The sequence below is a fragment of the Vogesella fluminis genome (genome assembly GCF_014652335.1).
Taxonomy (GTDB): Bacteria; Pseudomonadota; Gammaproteobacteria; order Burkholderiales; family Chromobacteriaceae; genus Vogesella; species Vogesella fluminis.
The window spans coordinates 1-18883 of the sequence record NZ_BMYP01000023.1 but is presented as its reverse complement, the minus strand read 5'-3'; the positions used below and the strand labels follow the sequence as shown (position 1 = coordinate 18883).

Sequence of the window (18883 nt, the reverse complement as noted above, 5' to 3'; positions counted from 1 at the left end):
TGCCGGCCATCGTCAATCGGCCTCACCGCCCGCGCGGCGACTCTCTATATATAAGAGTGAACCGTCGCGCCGCCCCGCTGTGCGGCCCCAGCCACCAGCGCCCCAGCGGCACAGGAAACGCTCATGCACCTCACCTTTCTCGGCGCCGCCGGCACCGTCACCGGCAGCAAGTATCTGCTGGAGTGCAGCGGCCGCAAGATCCTGCTCGATTGCGGCCTGTTCCAGGGCTACAAGCAGCTGCGGCTGCGCAACTGGGCCGGGCTGCCGTTCGCCCCGGCCGATCTCGACGCCGTGGTGCTCAGCCACGCCCACCTCGACCACAGCGGCTACCTGCCGGCGCTGGTACGCGACGGCTTTCGCGGCCCGGTGTACGCCACCGAGGCCAGCTGCGAGCTGGCCGCGATCCTGCTGCCCGACAGCGGCTACCTGCAGGAAGAAGAAGCCGAATACGCCAACCGCCGCGGCTACTCCAAGCACCAGCCGGCGCTGCCGCTGTACACCGAGGCCGACGCCGAACGCGCGCTGGCCTACCTGCGGCCGCTGCCGTTCAACCAGCGCCGCGAAATCTTCCCCGACATCCACCTGCTGCTGCGCCCGGCCGGCCACATCCTCGGCGCCGCCAGCGTCACCATCGAGGCCGAAGGCAAAACCCTGGTCTGCTCCGGCGACCTCGGCCGCCAGCACGACCCGATCATGCCGCCACCGCAGCCGGTGCGCCACGCCGACTACCTGCTGGTGGAATCCACCTACGGCGACCGCACTCACCCCGCCGAGCCGGTGGAAGACCTCCTCGCCGAGATCATCAACCGCACCGCGGGCCGCCACGGCATCACCGTGATCCCGTCCTTTGCCGTCGCCCGCGCCCAGCTGCTGATGTACTACATCTACAAACTGAAGCAGCGCGGCCGCATCCCGCAACAGCTGCCGGTCTATCTCAACAGCCCGATGGCCAGCGATGTCACCGCGCTGTACCAGCAGTTCCACCACCTGCACAAACTGTCGCAGAGCGAGTGCGAGGGCATGTGCCGCGTCGCCCACATCGTGCGCTCGGTCGAGGAATCCAAGCGCCTGAACCAGAGCAAGGAACCGGCGATCATCATCGCCGCCAGCGGCATGGCCACCGGCGGCCGCGTGCTGCATCACCTGAAGGCGTTCGCGCCCAATACGCGCAACACGCTGCTGTTTTCCGGCTTCCAGGCCGGCGGCACCCGCGGCGCGCTGATCGTGGCCGGCGCCGGCTCGGTGCGCATCCACGGTCAGGACGTGCCGATCAAGGCCGAAGTGGTGGCGCTGGAGCACCTGTCCGCCCACGCCGACAGCAACGAGATCCTGCACTGGCTGCAGGGCTTCAACACCGCGCCGCAGCAGGTATTCGTGATCCACGGCGAGCCGGCCGCCGCCGACGCGCTGCGCCGCCGCATCAGCCTGGAGCTGCACTGGAACGTGGCGGTGCCGGAACACCAGCAGCGTGTTGCGCTGTAGCGGCGCCACCGGCAGACATGACAAAGCCGCTGGTGCGGCCGGGCAAACAGCCCGCACACCAGCGGCAGCGGTTTGATGAAGATGCTTACCTGGCGCGCTGCAGGGCCTGCTCAGTGATGGTGGACAGCGTGGCGCGGGTGCTGATGATGTCCGGCGGCAGGCGGATTTCCAGCAGCGTGCCGTTCGGGTGTGCCAGTGCGCGTCCCAGTGCCGCGTCGAACTCGTCGTTGCTGGCGATGCGCTCGGCGGCGTAGCCATAGGCGCTGGCCAACTGGCAGAAATCCGGGTTGCCCAGCTGGGTGCCGCTGATGCGGTTGGGGTACTCGCGTTCCTGGTGCATGCGGATGGTGCCGTACACGCCGTTGTTGAGCAGCAGGATGATGGATTTGCCGCCGTGCTGCAGCGCGGTGGCCAGTTCCTGGCCGTTCATCAGGAAGTCGCCGTCACCGGCGATGGTGAAGGCGGTGCGGCCGGTGGCGAGGTTGGCCGCAATGCCGGCCGGCACGCCGTAGCCCATGGCGCCGTTGGTGGGTGCCAGCTGGGTTTTGTGGCCTTTCACCACGCCGTGGTACTGGAAGTAGCGGTGGATCCAGCTGGCGAAGTTGCCGGCGCCGTTGGTGATGACCGCATCGGCCGGCAGCTGGCGCTGCAGGCTGGCGATGACGCGCGGCAGGTCGATGTCGCCGCTGATGCCTTCGTTCAGCCCGGCCAGGCGTTGCGGCACCAGGTTGGCGCGGTAGTCGGCGTTCAGCTGCCGGCTCCAGGCCTGCCAGCGCGGCGCAGCAGCCGGGGCCGCCACCGGAGATGGTAATGCGGCCAGTGCCTGGGCGGCGGCGTTGACGCCGGACTGGATCGCCACGTCGGCCTGGTAGACGCGGTCCAGTTCATCGCCCTGCGGCAGGATGTGCACCAGTTGCTGCTGGCTGCGCGGCGCCTGCAGCAGGGTGTAGCCGCCGGTGGTCATCTCGCCCAGCCGGGCGCCGATGGCGATGATCAGGTCGCTGTTACGGATGTTGGCCGCAAGCAGAGGGTTGATACCGATACCGACGTCGCCGGCATACAGCGGGTGATGGTTGTCGAACGTGTCCTGGAAGCGGAAGGCGTTGCCCACCGGCAGCTGCCAGCGCTCGGCAAAGGCTTGCAGCGCGGCGGCGCCTGCGGCATCCCAGCCACTGCCGCCAGCAATGATCAGCGGGCGTTCGGCCTGCTCCAGCAGGCGTTGCAGCGCGGCGATGCCGGCCGGGTCCGGGAACGGCGCTACGGCTTCCACCCGTGGCAGCGGCTGCAGGCTGTCGGCCACCGGCTGCACCAGCATGTCTTCCGGCAACACCAGCACTACCGGGCCGGGACGGCCGTTCATGGCGGTGGCGAAGGCGCGGCTGATGTATTCCGGGATGCGGTTGGCGTCGTCGATGCGCTCCACCCGCTTGGCCATGCCCTTGGTGGACGGACCGAAGTACACGCTGTAGTCCATTTCCTGGAACGCTTCGCGGTCGCGGCAATCGCTGCCCACGTCACCGACCAGCAGCACCATGGGGGTGGAATCCTGGAACGCGGTGTGTACGCCGATGCTGGCGTTGGTGGCCCCGGGGCCGCGCGTCACCAGGCACACGCCGGGGCGACGGGTGAGCTTGCCGTGCGCCTCGGCCATGAAGGCGGCGCCGCCTTCGTTACGGCAGGCCACGAAGCGGATCTGCTCGCGGCTGCGATAGAAGCCGTCCAGCACCGCCAGGTAGCTTTCGCCCGGCACGCCAAAAGCGATGTCCACACCCTGTGCCACCAGGCACTCCACCAGCAGATGCCCTGCCAACTTGCTGTTCATATATGTTTTCCCTTTTGTTCTGGTGGTGACCGGTTGCCGTGCGGCCAACCCTGGCGGTTCACGGCAAAACAGTCACGGCCGGCGGCAGTGTGCCACCGGCCGGATACGCTATGGCCGCGCAGTGTAAGAACCTGTTCAAGGTCTTTTTTGTAGCTGCGGCCACGCGCTGCCGGATGCAGTGCAAGGAGCGTGCCCCGCCGCAGTGCATTCACTGTCAGGGGCGCGCGACGCCGCAATGCGCCGGCAGCGTCGTTTGCGAATGCCCGTTGCCGGCCAGCCTGATGAATGCCGGCAATCCGGAGGCGGTCCTGGCAAGGCAAAGTGTTGCGGCTTTCCCTGTCGCGCTCAAGCGATGTATTCTGCTGACTTCATTCCGGAAACTCATGAACTGCCATGCGCCGCACCCTGCCCTCGCTGATGGCCCTGCAGTGTTTCGAAGCTGCCGTGCGCCACCTCAGCTTTACCCGCGCCGCCGAAGAGCTGAGCCTGACGCAAAGCGCGGTCAGTCGGCAGATTCGCGGGCTGGAAGACTTCATCGGCCGCCCGCTGTTCGAGCGCGTCAAACAGCGGCTGGTGCTGACCGTGGCCGGCGAGGCCTACGCCGCGGCGATACAGGACGTGCTGGACCGCGCCGAGGCCGCCACGCTGCAGCTGATGGCCTGTCGCGGCGAGGGCGGTGTACTGACCGTGGCCATGCTGCCCACCTTCGGCTCGCGCTGGCTGGTGCCGCGGCTGGTGGATTTCAGCACGCGCTACCCGGACATCCAGCTCAATCTGGTGACCCAGGTGCGGCCGTTCGATTTCGACAAGGTAGAGGCCGATGTGGCGATCCACTTCGGCCCGGCGCTGTGGCCGGGTGCCATCTGCCACCGGCTGATGGGCGAGGATATCGTGCCGGTATGCGCCCCCGGCCTGCTGAAGCAACCGCTGCTTGATGTGCGCGAGCTGCTGGACTACACCCTGCTGCAACACACCACGCGGCCACAGGCATGGAACGACTGGCTGTCCGCCGCCGGCCTGCCGGACATGAATGCACGCCAGGCCAGCCTGCTGTCCGGCCCGCGCTTCGAGCACTTCTTCATGGTGATACAGGCGGCGGTATCCGGACTCGGCATCGCGGTGCTGCCGCAGTTCCTGGTGGCGGAAGAGCTGGCCTGCGGCCGGCTGGTGCTGGCGCTGGACAAGCCGGTGCGCAGCCAGCATGCCTACTATCTGGTGCATCCGGCCACCCGCACCGACGTCTACAAGGTACGCATGTTCCGCGAATGGCTGCTGGCACAGGCAGAAGCAGGCGGATAAGGTTGGCCGCAACGCGCGCCCGGCAATACATCCGTGTTCAGCGCAGCAGGGCCGCTATCCGCGCCTGCAGTGCCGGCAGCACCTCGGTCTCGAACCACGGGTTGCGCCGCAGCCACAGGTTGTTGCGCGGGCTGGGGTGCGGCAGTGCCAGTACGCCGAGCGGCAGGGTCTGCTGCCAGGCCTGCGCGGCCGCCGTCACCGTGTCGTACTGCGGCAGATGCCAGTCCAGTGCGTACTGGCCCAGCACCAGGGTCAGCTGCAATTGCGGCAGCTGTGCCAATAAGGCATTGCGCCACTGCGGCGCACACTCCGGCCGTGGCGGCAGGTCGCCGGATTTGCCGCTGCCGGGATAGCACAGTCCCATCGGCAGGATGGCGATGTGCTGCGGATCGTAAAAGACAGCCTTGTCCACCCCCAGCCACAGCCGCAAGCGCTCGCCACTGGCATCATCAAACGGCACGCCGCTGTCGTGCGCCCTGCGCCCCGGTGCCTGACCGGCGATCAGGAGGCGCGCACCTCGGCCCAGCTGCAGCAGCGGACGCGGTTCCTGCGGCAAATGTGCAGCACACAGCCGGCAGGCGCGCACCTCTGCCAGCAGCCGGTCACAAGCCAAGTAGTCGGTCGCCGCCATGATCAGGCCACCACCAGCCGGGTATCGCCGGCGGCCAGCACCTCGGCCATTTCCGCACTTACCGGCTGGTCGGTAAACAGCGCATCCACCTGCGCCAGATGCCCCAGTTCCACCAGCGCCGGGCGATCGAACTTGGAGTGGTCGGCCGCCAGCCACACCTGGCGCGACTGCTGCATGATCGCCTGCGTGGTCAGCACCTCGCGGTAGTCGTAGTCGCGCAGCACGCCGCCGTACTCGATACAGGACACGCCGATGATGCCGTAGTCGACCTTGAACTGGCGGATGAACTGCACCGTCGCCTCGCCGGTCAGGCCGCGGTCGCGCTTGCGCAGCGCGCCGCCGGCGACCAGCACCTCGCAGTCGGGGTAGTCGCACATCAGGTTGGCGATGTGGAAGTTGTTGGTGATCACGCGCAGGCCGCGGTGCTGGGAGAGCGCCTTGGCCACCTCCTCGGTGGTGGTGCCGAGATTGATGAACAGCGAGGCGTTGTCGGGGATTTCCGCCGCCAGCGCGCGCGCGATACGGCGCTTTTCCTCGATCATCAGCACCTGGCGCGCGTCGTAGGCGACGTTCTCGACGCTGGACAGCACGCTGGCGCCGCCGTGGTAGCGCTGCAGCAGCTTGTGTTCCGCCAGCAGTGTGATGTCGCGGCGGATGGTCTGGTGGGTGACGGCGAAATGGGCGGCCATTTTCTCGACCGCGACATAGCCCTCGCGGTTAACCCAGGCCAGCAGGTCTTTCTGACGTTGATTGAGGATCAGCATGCAAGCGGCACTTCCCTTGTCCGGATGATATTCATTGTAACCGAGTCGCCGCCGCTGCCGCCGCATCTACAACGGCAGACGGCACAACGGCCAGCCGCAATGCTGCAACTGGCCGCTGCTTATCCGTGTCGGCTTAGCGCGTGCCGCGCTGGATGAATTCGATCTTGTAGCCGTCCGGGTCTTCTACAAAGGCGATCACGGTGCTGCCGTGCTTCATCGGCCCCGCTTCGCGCACCACCTTGCCGCCCTTGGCGCGCACCGCGTCACAGGCGGCGTAGGCGTCAGCCACTTCCACCGCCAAGTGGCCGAAGGCGTTGCCCAGTTCGTAGCTGTCGGTATCCCAGTTGTGGGTCAGCTCGATCACGCTGTTGCTGTCCTCGTCGCCGTAGCCGACAAAGGCCAGGGTGAAACGGCCGTCGGGGTAGTCGTGACGGCGCAGCAGGCTCATGCCCAGTACCTCGGTGTAGAAGGCGATGGCGCGGTCGAGGTTGCCGACGCGGATCATGGTATGCAAGAGGCGCATGGTGTTCTCCGGAAAAGGTTGGCCGCAACAGGCAGCGAGGCAGATCAGATGGGGACGGCGCAGGTGAAAGCAAAGCCCGCGCCGGCTAGAACAGTGTGTTTGCGGGTCGTATCCAGAACATACTCACGATCTAGTGTAGTGCTGCGTTCTTGATGGAACTTGAAATCAGCTTGAAACCCGCATGGATATTGGTTTTCATATGTTTCAAATAGCGTGAAACACTACACTAGTGAGCCAGGACGAGACAAGGCGAAAACGGCTGAGGAAGCGGCATTTAGCCAGATATAAACAAGCATGCCGAAGTCGTTTTCAACGCAGTATCGTCGAAGCGCAGCAGATCGTGAACAGGTACTTAGTGTAGTGCTGCGTTCTTGATGGAACTTGAAATCAGCTTGAAACCCGCATGGATATTGGTTTTCATATGTTTCAAATAGCGTGAAACACTACATTAGCCGTAGCGGAACAGGCTGTCGCCGTACTGCTTCAACCACTGCCGCGCGCCCTGCCAGCCGGGATAGAGGCGGCCAACCTCGGCCCAGAACGCCGGCGAATGGTTCATGTGCAAGAGGTGGGCCAGCTCGTGGGCGATCACGTAGTCGAGTACCGATTCCGGCGCCTGCACCAGCCGCCAATTGAGGCGCACCACCCCCTTGCCGGTACAGCTGCCCCAGCGCGTGCGCGCCGAGGACAGGCCCCAGCCGGACAGCAGCCGCGCCGCACGCGGCTGCCACAACGCCAGCCGCGCGGCAAAGCGCTGCCGCGCCTCCTGCTGCAGGTAGCCGACCACGCTGGCGGCCAGCCGTGCCGGCTGCTCCAGCATCGGCCCGGCCAGGTGCAGGGTGTCGCCGACCAGCTGCGCCTGGTGGCGGCTGGCGGCGACGCAGTGCAGGCGGTAGCTCTCGCCGCCGAGCAGCACTTGGCCCTGCGTCAGCGCGCGCTCGTCCTGCTCGGCGTGGTGGCGCGCCAGATGGCGGGCGATCCAGTCGCGCTTGCTGGCCAGCACCTCATGCAGGTAGGCCAGCGACACCGCCGGCGGCGCGATCAGTTCCACCTCGCCGTGTTTGATGCGGATGCCGACGCTCTGCCGCGCGCGGCGGATCAGGCGCACCGTCACCGCGCCGTGCGGCAACTGCAGGCTAAGCGGCGCGGGCTTTGCGTTCATCGGGATGGGCAAACGGACCGACGCCGCCGATCTCGCGCTGGCGCGCCTCGATCCATGCCTCCGCCTGCCGCGTCATCGCCTCCGGGCCGACATCGTCGCGCGGATAAATCGCCGGGCCGATCACCAGCGTGATCTCGCCCGGATGCTTGAGGAAGGCGTTGCGCGGCCAGAATTCGCCGGCATTGTGCGCCACCGGCACCAGCGGCATGTCCAGCTGCTTCGCCATCCGCGCCGCACCCGGCTTGTACTTGCCGGCCACGCCGGGGCGGGTGCGGGTACCCTCCGGAAACACGCTGATCCAGAAGCCGTGCTGCTTGCGGTTCAGCCCCTGCTCCAGCATGCGGCGGTTGGCATTGGCGCGGTCGGAACGGTTGATGGCGATCGGGTTGGTCAGCGCCAGCCCCCAGCCGAAGAACGGAATCCACATCAGTTCCTTCTTGGCGACGAACACCTGCGACGGAAAGATCTCCTGCAATGCCAGCGTCTCCCAGCCGGATTGATGCTTGGCGCAGATGATCGCCGGCTGCTTGACGATGTTCTCGGCGCCGATCACGCGGTAGCGCAAGCCGATCACGTGCCACAGCAGCCAGGTCAACAGCCGCGCCCAGCTTTCACCGATCACGTGCCGGGTGCGGCGCGGCAGCGGCGCACCGATAAACAGGCCGAGGAAAAACAGCGGCGTGACAATGGCCACCAGCAGCCAGTAGATCAGGTTACGAATCAGCAACATGAGCAGTTCAGTTTTCCAGGTTAATCAGGTAGTCGGCGGCGGCGAACAGGTTGTCGAACACCTGCGTGCCCTCCGGCAGGCCGCCCTTTTCCAGCGTACGCAGGCCCTTGCCGGTCTTCACCAAAAGTGGCCGGCCGCCGACCGCGGCGATGGCCTGCAGGTCGCGCAGGCTGTCGCCGATCATCGGCAGGCCTTCGAAGCGTGCATTGAAGCGCTCGGCGATCTGCTCGATCATGCCGGGCATCGGCTTGCGACAGCCGCAGTTGTCGCCGGTAACGTGCGGACAGAACAACACGGCATCAATGCGCCCGCCGGCCTGCCCCACCAGGCGGTGCATCTTCTCGTGCATGGCATTGAGCGCGTTCACGTCGAACAGGCCGCGACCGATGCCGGACTGGTTGGTAGCCACCACCACACGCCAGCCGGCCTGGGTCAGGTTGGCGATGGCGTCGCAGCTCTTCGGCAGCGGCTGCCATTCCATGGTGTTTTTGACAAAATCGTCGCGATCTTCGTTGATCACGCCGTCACGATCGAGGATGACGAGTTTCATGGAGTCCTTCAGGCCACTGAAAACAGCAAAAACCGGTATTTAGCCACGGAAACACACGGAAAAACACGGAAACTGTCATTCAGCAGCGACAAACGCTGCCGAAAATTTCCGTGTCTTCCGTGTCCTTCTGTGGCAAGAACGAACTTACTCCGCCAGCAGCGAGATGTCGGCCACGCGGTTGAACAGTGCGGCCAACCTTGCCAACAGCGCGATACGGTTGCCGCGCACCGCCGCGTCGTCGGCCATCACCATCACGCCATCGAAGAAGGCATCCACCGGCGCACGCAGCGAGGCGAGCTGGGTCAGCGCGCCGGCGAAGTCATGGGCGGCGAACTTGGCGTCCACCGCCGGTGCCAGTGCTTCCACCGCCGCGAACAGTGCACGCTCGGCGTCCTCGGCAAACAGCGCCGGGTTCACCGCGGCGATGTCGCCCTCGGTCTTCTTCAGGATGTTCTTCACGCGCTTGTTGGCTGCGGCCAACGTTGCCGCTTCCGGCAGCGCCTTGAACTGCGCGACGGCGGCCAGGATGGCGCCGACTTCGTTCAGCTGCGTCGGCGCCAGCGCCAGCACGGCGTCGATCTCGTCGCCCTTGTAGTCGTTGGCGAGGTAGTTCTTCAGCCGTTCCAGGCAGAAGGCGTACACCTCGTCCACCACGGTGGCGGACAAGAGACCGGCCGGGAAGGCATCGGCGGCGGCGCTGATCAGCGCCTTCAGGTCCAGCGGCTGCTCCAGCACCATGCGCAGCACGCCCAGTGCGGCGCGGCGCAGCGCGAACGGGTCCTTGTCGCCGGTCGGCACCAGGCCGATGCCCCAGATGCCGACGATGGTTTCCAGCTTGTCGGCCAGTGCCACCGCGGTGGCGATGGCGCCCTGCGGCAGGCTGTCGCCGGCAAAGCGCGGGTGATAGTGGCCTTCGATGGCGTCGGCCACCACCTCGTCCTCGCCGTCGAGGCGCGCGTAGTAGCGGCCCATGATGCCCTGCAGCTCGGGGAATTCGCCGACCATGTCCGACACCAGATCGGCCTTGGCCAGATACGCGGCGCGGCCGGCCAGCGAGCTGTCGGCGCCGAGCTTGCCGGCGATGGCGGCGGCGATGCTGGACAGGCGGGTGACGCGTTCCAGCTGGTTGCCGATCTTGTTGTGGTACACCACGTGCTCCAGACGCGGCAGACGGCTGTCGAGGCGGTGCTTCTGGTCCTGCTCGTAGAAGAACTTGGCGTCGGACAGGCGCGCGCGCAGCACGCGCTCGTTACCGCCGACGATGTAGCGCGGGTCGTCGGTTTCCAGGTTGGACACCAGCAGGAAGCGGTTCATCAGGCGGCCCGAGCTGTCCAGCAGCGGGAAGTATTTCTGGTTCTGCTGCATGGTCAGGATCAGGCATTCCTGCGGCACGTTCAGGAACTCGGCCTCGAAGCCGGCCTCCAGCACCACCGGCCATTCCACGAGGCCGGTCACTTCATCGAACAGCGCGTCCGGTGCGGCGATGGTGGCGTTCAGCTTGGCGGCGGCGTGCGACAGGCGCTGACGGATCAACTCGCGGCGGGCGAGGAAGCTGGCGATCACCTTGCCCTCCTCCGCCAGCGTGCGCGGGTAGGCATCGGCGCTCGGGATGCTCACCTCACCGGTGGACAGGAAGCGGTGGCCGCGGGTGACGTTGCCGCTGGAGAGCCCCAGCACCTCGCCGGCGACGATTTGCTCGCCGTGCAGCATCATCAGGCCGTGCACCGGACGCACGAACTGCACGTCCAGATCACCCCAGCGCATCAGCTTCGGTGCCGGCAGCTTTTTCAGCGCGGCGGCGACGATGCCGGACAGCACCGCGGACAGGCTCTCGCCGGCCTTGGTCGATGCATGGGCGTATACGTCCTGCTTGCCGTCGTGCACGGTGGTGAGCTGGCTCACCTCCACGCCGCAGGAGCGGGCGAAGCCGGCCAGCGCCGGAGTCGGCTGGCCATCCTTCATGCCGCTGGCGACCGCCGGGCCTCGGCGCACGCTATGCTGCTCGGGCTGGATGGCGGCGACGGACGGGATCTGCACCGCCAGGCGGCGCGGGCTGGCGAACACGTGCGACTGCACGTTGCCGGCCACGAACTGCAGTTTTTTCAGTTCGTCGGTAATGGTATCGGCAAAGCTGGCGGCCAGCTTTTCCAGTGCTTTGGGCGGCAGCTCTTCGGTGAGCAGCTCGATCAACAGGGTAGCAGTCATGGTCATTCAATCTTCAAGCTAGGAGCATTGGGGGCGAGCTGGCACACCAGGCGCAGCATGGTATCGGCAGTCGAATCGGCAACCACCGGCACGAAGGTCCAGTTGAAACGCTGCAACGGGAACATCTGCGTGTACACGTGCTGGCCACTGGCGGTCCAGTACGAGGCGCCGATGAACGCATACTGGCGCGCGTTGCAGTCGGCACGGCCTTCGAGGCGGCGGATGTGATAGCGGATGCCCAGCTCTTTCTGGGTCTTGCGCTCGCTGAACCGCTCCTGGTTGACGAAACGGACAAGGCCGTCATTGACGTTGGCGATGGTGGCCAGCTCCAGGGACAGTTCCAGGCCGGTACCGCTCTGGTACACCTGGAACTCGCCCTCCGGTTGCGGCACCGCCTGCTGACTGCGCACATACCAGCTGAGCGCGGCCAGCGTGGCCAACAGCACAAAGAACAGCGCTGCCCACGTCTTCATGGCATCAGTCTTTCTTGCACATCGGGAAGCCCAGCGCCTCGCGCGCGGCGTAATAGGCTTGCGCCACGCCACGGGCCAGGTTGCGGATGCGGCCGATGTAGGCGGCGCGTTCGGTCACCGAGATGGCGCCGCGCGCGTCCAGCAGGTTGAAGGTGTGGCCGGCCTTCAGGATCATCTCGTAGCCCGGCAGCGGCAGGCCGGCATCCAGCAGGCGGCGGGCCTCGGCTTCGTAGTCGCCGAACTGCTTGAACAGCAGCTCGACATTGCTGTGCTCGAAGGCAAAGCGCGACTGCTCGACTTCGTTCTGGAAGAACACGTCGCCGTAGCTCACCGGCGTGCCGTCCGGCAGGTAGGTCCACACCAGCTCGTACACGTTCTCGATGTCCTGCAGGTACATCGCCAGACGTTCCAGGCCGTAGGTGATCTCGCCCAGCACCGGCTTGCAATCGAGGCCGCCGACCTGCTGGAAGTAGGTGAACTGCGTCACTTCCATGCCGTTGAGCCACACTTCCCAGCCCAGGCCCCAGGCACCGAGGGTCGGGTTTTCCCAGTCGTCCTCGACGAAACGGATGTCGTGCACGGTCGGATCGATGCCCAGCTCGCGCAGCGAGCCCAGGTACAGGTCCTGAATATTCGGTGGCGACGGCTTCAGTACCACCTGGAACTGGTGGTGCTGGAACAGGCGGTTGGGGTTCTCGCCGTAGCGGCCGTCTTTCGGGCGGCGGCTGGGCTGCACGTAGGCGGCGTGCCACGGTTCCGGGCCGAGGGCGCGCAGGAAGGTGGCGGTATGCGAGGTGCCTGCGCCCACTTCGGTATCGTACGGCTGGAGCAAGGCGCAGCCCTGACGGTTCCAGTAGTGCTGCAGGGTGAGGATGATTTCCTGAAAAGTGAGCATGTCGCGGCGTTTCAAAGATGAAAAACAAGGCACGATTCTAACCGCATCGTGCCTTGCTCTGCCATCCATTGCGGCCAACCTTGTGCCAAAGGTTGGCCGCAAACATCATATTGCGCTTACTGCCAGTCCAGAATCACCTTGCCGCTCTGTCCGGACAGCATGGCGGCGAAGCCGGCTTCGAAATCGTCGACCTTGAAGTGGTGGGTGATGATGGGCGATATATCCAGACCGGACTGGATCAGCGCCACCATCTTGTACCAGGTCTCGAACATCTCGCGACCATAGATACCCTTGATCTCCAGGCCCTTGAAGATCACCTGATTCCAGTCGATGGCGGTGTTGGCCGGCGGAATGCCCAGCAGCGCCACCTTGCCGCCGTGGTTCATCGTGTCCAGCATCTGGCGGAAGGCATGCGGGTTGCCGGACATTTCCAGACCGACGTCGAAGCCTTCGCTCATGTGCAGTTCCTGCATCACCGCTTTCAAGTCTTCGCGGCCGACGTTCACCGCGCGGGTGGCGCCCATCTTGCGCGCCAGATCGAGGCGGAAGTCGTTGACGTCGGTGATCACCACGTGGCGGGCGCCGACGTGCTTGGCGATGGCCACCGCCATGATGCCGATCGGGCCGGCGCCGGTGATCAGCACGTCCTCGCCGACCAGGTTGAACGACAGCGCGGTGTGCACCGCGTTGCCGAACGGGTCAAAGATGGACGCCAGATCGTCGGAGATGTCGTCCGGGATCGGGAAGGCGTTGAAGGCCGGGATCACCAGGTATTCGGCGAACGCGCCTTCGCGGTTGACGCCGACACCGGTGGTGTTGCGGCACAGGTGGCGACGGCCGGCACGGCAGTTGCGGCAGTGACCGCAGGTGATGTGGCCTTCGCCGGAGACTCGGTCGCCGATCTTGAAGCCCTGTACTTCCGAACCCATGCCGGCGACCACGCCGACATACTCGTGACCGACGTGCATCGGCACCGGGATGGTCTTCTGCGCCCAGTCGTCCCAGTTCCAGATGTGGATGTCGGTGCCGCAGATCGCGGTCTTGCTGATCTTGATCAGCAGGTCGTTGTGGCCGACTTCCGGATGCGGAACATCGGTCATGGACAGGCCGGGAGCGGCCTGCAGTTTGGCTAGTGCTTTCATTGCTAAACCCCTTATTGCCACAGAATCCACGGAAGACACGGAAAACGCTTAAAGCCGGCCACAAAATGCCCGTTCGGGCTGAGCTTGTCGAAGCCCGCGGTACCACGCCCTTCGACAGACTCAGGACGAGCGGGACCAGGGTATTTAAAGGCCGGACTAATAGCCACGAACCCTACGAAAGACACGAACATACAGCACCCCGTCACACGATTGCCGGCTGCAAGTATCGTTTCTGTGTCTTCGGTGGTTTCTGTGGCAAAACTATCGTGTCTCTTCGTGGGGGTCGTGGCCAAAAAATCAGATCACGCCCAGCTCGCGGCCAACCTTGATGAAGGCGGCCACGGTGTGCTGCACCTGCGCCAGGCTATGGCCGGCCGACATCTGGGTACGGATACGCGCCTTGCCCTTCGGCACCACCGGGTAGGAGAAGCCGGTGACGAAAACGCCCTCCGCCAGCAGTGCCGCCGCCATCTCGCCGGCCAGCTTGGCATCGCCCAGCATCACCGGAATGATCGGATGCTGGCCCGGCACCAGGCTGAAGCCGGCCTCGCTCATCGCCTGACGGAAATGGTCGGCGTTGCGCTTCAGCCTGGCGCGCAGCGCTGCGCCCTCTTCCGTGGCCAGTATCTGCAGCACCTTCAGGCTGGCGGCGGCGATGGCCGGCGCCAGGGTGTTGGAGAACAGGTAGGGGCGCGAACGCTGGCGCAGCAGGTCGATGATGGGCTTGCGGCCGGAGACATAACCGCCGGATGCGCCGCCCAGCGCCTTGCCCAGCGTGCCGGTGTAGATGTCGACGCGGTCGCTGACGCCGCACAGCTCCGGGGTGCCGGCGCCGTGCTCGCCCATGAAGCCGACGGCGTGCGAATCGTCCACCATCACGATGGCGCCGTAGCGCTCGGCCACATCACACAGCGTTTTCAGGTCGGCGATGATGCCGTCCATCGAGAACACGCCGTCGGTGACCACCAGCTTGAAGCGGGCGCCGGCGGCGTCGGTGGCCTTGAGCTGGGTTTCCAGATCGGCCATGTCGTTGTTTTTGTAGCGGAAACGCTTGGCCTTGCACAGGCGCACGCCGTCGATGATGGAGGCGTGGTTCAGCTCGTCGGAGATCACCGCGTCGTCTTCGGTGAGCAGGGTCTCGAACACGCCGCCGTTGGCGTCGAAACAGCTGGAATAGAGGATGGTGTCGTCGGTGCCGAGGAAGCCGGAAATCGCCGCTTCCAGGTCCTTGTGCACCTGTTGCGTGCCGCAGATGAAACGCACCGAGGCGCAGCCGTAGCCGTAGTCGTCCAGGCCCTGCTTCGCCGCCACGATCAGACGCGCGTCGTCGGCGAGGCCGAGGTAGTTGTTGGCACAGAAGTTCAGCACCTCGCGGCCGCCGGACAGGGTGATGTCGGCACGTTGCGGCGAGGCAATCACGCGCTCCGGCTTCTCGAAACCGTCGGCGCGGATCTGCGCCAGGGTAGCTTGCAGATGGGCAAGATAGGTATGGTTCATGGGGATGTCCCTGTGTATCGCCATTCGGGGTGACAGCCGTGCTGTCATCGGTCTGTCACCATTCTAGACCCGCGACGACGACTTTATCAGGGACAGTTGCGCACGATTTTCGACGGGTGAGTGTTACCCCCACCCGGCCGGCAACGCCCCTGCCGTGCGACAATCCGCTTCCACCCCCAGAGCCGAATCCGACCGTGAACCGCCCCAGCTCCCCTGCGCCGCACTGCCGCACCTGCGCACACTACTACATCACCCACGATGCCCGCTTCCCCTACGGCTGCCGTGCCATGGATTTCAAGAGCAAACGGCTGCCGCGGCAGGAAGTACGCGAAGCGACCGGCAGGGATTGTCTTGTCTTCACCGCCAGAACACGGTGCTCATGAGCGGAAAACCGGCGTTTTTCCGGCTCATGACAGACCCTGATTGTCTACCTCGCCATCGAGATAACGCCACAAGCCCTGTTCGCGCACAAAGCGGCTGCACTCCCGCATCCGTCCGGCACGGCCGTTGATCTTGTAGCGGGCAACAAAGGTAACCACACCGGTCTGATCCTGCTCGCCACCGGCCTCTGTCGACAAGATGGACAACCCCAGCCACTTGACACCTGCATCCAGCAACAGCTCATCCGGCAAGGTTTCAGCGGCCCAGCTCTGCCGCAGATAAGCCTCGTTCCCGAGCACAAAAGCAGCATAGCGCGACCGCATCAGCACCTCGGCGCTCGGCACCGGCTGTCCATCATGATACCTGCCGCAACAGGCCGCATAGTCCTGGCCACTGCCACACGGGCACGGCATGGCACTATTTGCTGCTTTGCGCTTCATGATGTCACCGCCCCAGCGCCGGCATGCCATACAACTTGAGCATGAAATCCGTGAATGCCGGTTGAGCCGGTTTGCCGGCAAGGTGCGGCCAACGTTGCAGCCACATCTGCAGCCGCTGCTGCATCAACTGCTGCGCCTTGGCACTGTCGATCTGCCCGGCATCGCGACGCACCGCAATCTGCCGATAGAGGGCAAACACGTCATCATCGACCACATTGCGGCCAACCAGCTGTACACGCAGCTCCCCCAGGCGGTCGGCAACCGCCACCCGGCTCAACTCGCCCTTGGCAACCCGTGCCGACAGCGTCTGTGCTTCCTCATACAGCCGCTGCGATGGCGGCACGGCGACCGGCCGCGAAATGCTGCCGGCAGCCCCTGGCAACGGAGGCAACACCGCGCATCCGGACAGCGCACCCAAAACAAAAGCGACCATGAATATCTGTTTCATGGTCGCCATTGTAACCCCGCCCTCACTCACTTCAAGCAAGGTGCTCAAATAATGGTGTTGACAGGTAACGCTCACCGAAGGAGGGAATCACCACCACAATCAGCTTGCCGGCATTCTCCGGACGCCTGGCCAGCTGCAAGGCCGCCCATACCGCAGCGCCGGAAGATATCCCCACCAGCACGCCTTCCTTGCTCGCCACTGCACGTGCCATCTCGAAGGCATCATCATTCGTGACCCGAATCACCTCATCGTAAATCGCGGTATTCAGGATCGCCGGCACAAACCCGGCACCCAGCCCCTGGATCAGGTGCGGCCCCTTGGCGCCGCCAGACAACACCGGCGACGCATCCGGCTCGACAGCAACAATCTGCACGCCGGGCTTGCGCGCCTTCAGTACCTCACCCACGCCGGTAATGGTGCCGCCGGTACCGACGCCAGCCACGAAGATATCCACCTGGCCATCGGTATCCCGCCAGATTTCTTCTGCCGTAGTTTGCCGGTGAATCTCCGGATTGGCAGGATTCTCGAATTGCTGCGGCAGGAAGTAGGTTTCAGGGTTGGCAGCAACCAGTTCCCTGGCCTTGGCAATGGCACCATTCATGCCTTCCGGGCCGGGCGTCAGGATCAGCTCCGCACCGTAAGCGCGCAATAATTGGCGCCGCTCACGGCTCATCGTCTCCGGCATGGTAATGACCAGCTTGTAGCCACGTGCGGCACATACCATGGCCAGCCCGATACCGGTATTGCCCGAGGTCGGCTCAACGATGATGGTATCCGGCCCGATCTTGCCGGCCTGCTCGGCGGCATCAATCATTGATATTGCAATGCGATCCTTGACGCTATGCCCCGGATTGAAGAATTCCAGCTTGGCGACCACTGTTGCCACCGCCCCCTCGGTCACCCGGTTCAGACGCACCAGCGGAGTATTACCGATCAAATCTGTTACAGAATTCGCAATATGCATTCGATTCCTCCAATCCATTTTCCACGGCATAAACATTGCTGTTTATTCTAATCAGCAGCGCCATCAGCCAGAGGCCGTAACGCCGGGCCAGGCTGGTTTTGACCCAAACGCGATCCACAAACGAAACGTCAACAGGCCCTAATACCGGTTCCTGCCAAGCATTGACCGGAGCACATGACCTTCCCCCTGGCGAGAGCCTGCCCCGTCCGGATCACGAATCAACTGATACCAACCAGCACCTTCTGCCAGGCATGATGGACTTCATCATCAAAGGCGACAAAGACAATCCTGCGCAATGCCGGCGGAGGTGCCGCCAGATAGGTCTCCACCACATGCCAGGCGATATTGGCCGCAGCCAGCGGAGGAAAGCGGTTGGCACCACAACTGATAGCCGCAAAAGCTAGCGAGGCCACCTGTTTTTCTGCCGCCAATTGCAGGCTCTTGTGATAACAGGACGCCAGCAGTTGCGCTTCGTTATCCTCGCCGCCTTTCCACACTGGCCCGACTGCGTGGAAAATCCAGCGCGCAGGCAAAGCAAAACCCGGCGTGGCACAGACCTCCCCGACGGTACAACCATTTAACTGCAAGCAGGCCGACAGCAGCTCACCCCCAGCCGCGCGATGCACGGCAGCATCGACCCCGCCACTGCCGCGCAACGAAACGTTGGCCGCATTCACGATAGCCGAAACATCCAGCTGCGTGATATCACCGCGCCATACCTCGACTCGCACGCCGTTACGGACAGTCAGCATCACCACACCTCAAGCGGGCACTGCACAACAAAAATCCCTCACAAGAGGGACGGCAATATCTGCCCGTTACGCCTCGGCGGCATCGGAAGGCACAGGGGCTGCAGCAGGCTTCTCCACCTTCGGCAGACACATTTTCTCGGCGGCCGCTTTTTCCTCGGCAGAGACTACCCCCACCGGCTTCAGTGCGAGATCGAACCGCTTGCCGCCGCGAGCCAGCGACTTCACGTAACGCTGCTTGCGGCAATGATTGGCCAGCATGCGCGAAACCAGTTGCGGATCAAACTGCGGCAGTTCCGCAATCAAGGCCTCATGAATCCCCAGCGCCAAGGGGCGGAACAGTTTGAACACGTCATACTTGGCATAAACATGTGCCGCAATCATTTCTGTCTGGCTTTTCTTGCTAAGGCTCTGGACCGCTGATTTGAGCGCCGCACCGAGCGCGGTTTCATTATTGGACTTCATCTGGGGATTCTTCATGGTTAATCTCATGGAACAACACGGAGAGACGGTAAATAATGTATGCCCCACTCCGACATGACCCGGGGAAAGACGTCTATCTTAATGCAGAGCCGACCTTGTTGCTACGACTAACGCTATCGACTCGTACTATAGAACACAAGGCACAAAGCGGCATGGAGGACGCGTCTCGCTGAGCACTGCGGCCAACGTTGACCGCAACGCGCACAAAGCACAAAGCCCAGCTCGATTGAGCTGGGCTTTGTT

Annotated in this window: 19 protein-coding genes; 2 read left to right on the top strand and 17 right to left on the bottom strand. The window is 64.3% G+C overall.

Annotation, left to right across the window (positions count from 1 at the left end; all coding sequences use genetic code 11):
• Nucleotides 1–123: 123 nt before the first annotated feature.
• Complete coding sequence (locus IE083_RS10150) at nt 124–1482, top strand: MBL fold metallo-hydrolase RNA specificity domain-containing protein (protein ID WP_189353492.1); 1359 nt, start codon at nt 124–126, stop codon at nt 1480–1482.
• A gap of 85 nt (nt 1483–1567) precedes the next feature.
• On the opposite strand, the gene IE083_RS10145 is transcribed toward IE083_RS10150, so the two are convergent.
• Entirely contained in the window at nt 1568–3304 is a 1737-nt protein-coding gene (locus IE083_RS10145; protein WP_189353491.1) for a thiamine pyrophosphate-binding protein, read from the bottom strand.
• A gap of 393 nt (nt 3305–3697) precedes the next feature.
• Here IE083_RS10145 and gcvA point away from each other — a divergent pair, with 393 nt between their 5' ends.
• Nucleotides 3698–4603 (top strand): transcriptional regulator GcvA, encoded by a 906-nt coding sequence (gene gcvA / locus IE083_RS10140; RefSeq protein ID WP_189353490.1) that lies wholly within the window; start codon nt 3698–3700, stop codon nt 4601–4603.
• A 37-nt stretch (nt 4604–4640) separates the two neighbouring features.
• Here gcvA and IE083_RS10135 read toward each other — a convergent pair whose 3' ends face one another.
• The 16 genes from IE083_RS10135 to IE083_RS10060 all read right to left on the bottom strand — a co-directional run bounded on the left by IE083_RS10135 (nt 4641) and on the right by IE083_RS10060 (nt 18622).
• Nucleotides 4641–5234 (bottom strand): uracil-DNA glycosylase family protein, encoded by a 594-nt coding sequence (locus IE083_RS10135; RefSeq protein ID WP_189353489.1) that lies wholly within the window; start codon nt 5232–5234, stop codon nt 4641–4643.
• A 2-nt stretch (nt 5235–5236) separates the two neighbouring features.
• Nucleotides 5237–5998, bottom strand: coding sequence for a DeoR/GlpR family DNA-binding transcription regulator (locus IE083_RS10130; RefSeq protein WP_189353488.1), 762 nt, complete (start codon nt 5996–5998; stop codon nt 5237–5239).
• A 133-nt stretch (nt 5999–6131) separates the two neighbouring features.
• Nucleotides 6132–6521, bottom strand: coding sequence for a lactoylglutathione lyase (gloA, locus tag IE083_RS10125; RefSeq protein ID WP_189353487.1), 390 nt, complete (start codon nt 6519–6521; stop codon nt 6132–6134).
• Between the two features lie 448 nt (nt 6522–6969).
• Nucleotides 6970–7683: a M48 family metallopeptidase gene (locus IE083_RS10120; protein WP_189353486.1), complete on the bottom strand. Its 714-nt coding sequence runs from the start codon at nt 7681–7683 to the stop codon at nt 6970–6972.
• On the bottom strand, nt 7658–8413 hold the full coding sequence (locus tag IE083_RS10115; RefSeq protein ID WP_189353485.1) for a lysophospholipid acyltransferase family protein: 756 nt from the start codon (nt 8411–8413) through the stop codon (nt 7658–7660). The genes IE083_RS10120 and IE083_RS10115 overlap by 26 nt, the downstream gene beginning before the upstream one ends.
• 7 nt (nt 8414–8420) lie before the next feature.
• A complete protein-coding gene (gene gmhB, locus IE083_RS10110) occupies nt 8421–8963 on the bottom strand; it encodes a D-glycero-beta-D-manno-heptose 1,7-bisphosphate 7-phosphatase (RefSeq protein WP_189353484.1) in 543 nt (180 codons plus the stop codon).
• Nucleotides 8964–9107: 144 nt separating this feature from the next.
• Entirely contained in the window at nt 9108–11168 is a 2061-nt protein-coding gene (gene glyS / locus IE083_RS10105) for a glycine--tRNA ligase subunit beta (RefSeq protein ID WP_373295185.1), read from the bottom strand.
• A gap of 2 nt (nt 11169–11170) precedes the next feature.
• Nucleotides 11171–11641 carry a hypothetical protein gene (locus tag IE083_RS10100; protein ID WP_189353482.1) on the bottom strand — a complete coding sequence of 157 codons (471 nt, stop codon included), beginning with the start codon at nt 11639–11641 and terminating at the stop codon, nt 11171–11173.
• 4 nt (nt 11642–11645) lie between these two features.
• On the bottom strand, nt 11646–12536 hold the full coding sequence (glyQ, locus tag IE083_RS10095; protein WP_189353481.1) for a glycine--tRNA ligase subunit alpha: 891 nt from the start codon (nt 12534–12536) through the stop codon (nt 11646–11648).
• A 116-nt stretch (nt 12537–12652) separates the two neighbouring features.
• The gene (gene tdh, locus IE083_RS10090) at nt 12653–13678 is read right to left on the bottom strand and encodes an L-threonine 3-dehydrogenase (protein WP_189353480.1); all 1026 of its coding nucleotides are present in this window, start codon (nt 13676–13678) and stop codon (nt 12653–12655) included.
• A 297-nt stretch (nt 13679–13975) separates the two neighbouring features.
• Nucleotides 13976–15175, bottom strand: coding sequence for a glycine C-acetyltransferase (locus tag IE083_RS10085; RefSeq protein ID WP_189353479.1), 1200 nt, complete (start codon nt 15173–15175; stop codon nt 13976–13978).
• Between the two features lie 407 nt (nt 15176–15582).
• Entirely contained in the window at nt 15583–15996 is a 414-nt protein-coding gene (locus IE083_RS10080) for a YchJ family protein (protein ID WP_189353478.1), read from the bottom strand.
• Nucleotides 15997–16000: 4 nt separating this feature from the next.
• On the bottom strand, nt 16001–16429 hold the full coding sequence (locus tag IE083_RS10075) for a hypothetical protein (protein ID WP_229799708.1): 429 nt from the start codon (nt 16427–16429) through the stop codon (nt 16001–16003).
• Between the two features lie 46 nt (nt 16430–16475).
• Nucleotides 16476–17408 (bottom strand): cysteine synthase A, encoded by a 933-nt coding sequence (gene cysK / locus IE083_RS10070; protein ID WP_189353476.1) that lies wholly within the window; start codon nt 17406–17408, stop codon nt 16476–16478.
• Nucleotides 17409–17626: 218 nt separating this feature from the next.
• Nucleotides 17627–18160, bottom strand: coding sequence for a macro domain-containing protein (locus IE083_RS10065; protein ID WP_189353475.1), 534 nt, complete (start codon nt 18158–18160; stop codon nt 17627–17629).
• Between the two features lie 66 nt (nt 18161–18226).
• The gene (locus tag IE083_RS10060; protein WP_189353520.1) at nt 18227–18622 is read right to left on the bottom strand and encodes a ProQ/FINO family protein; all 396 of its coding nucleotides are present in this window, start codon (nt 18620–18622) and stop codon (nt 18227–18229) included.
• Between the last annotated feature and the right edge of the window lie 261 nt (nt 18623–18883).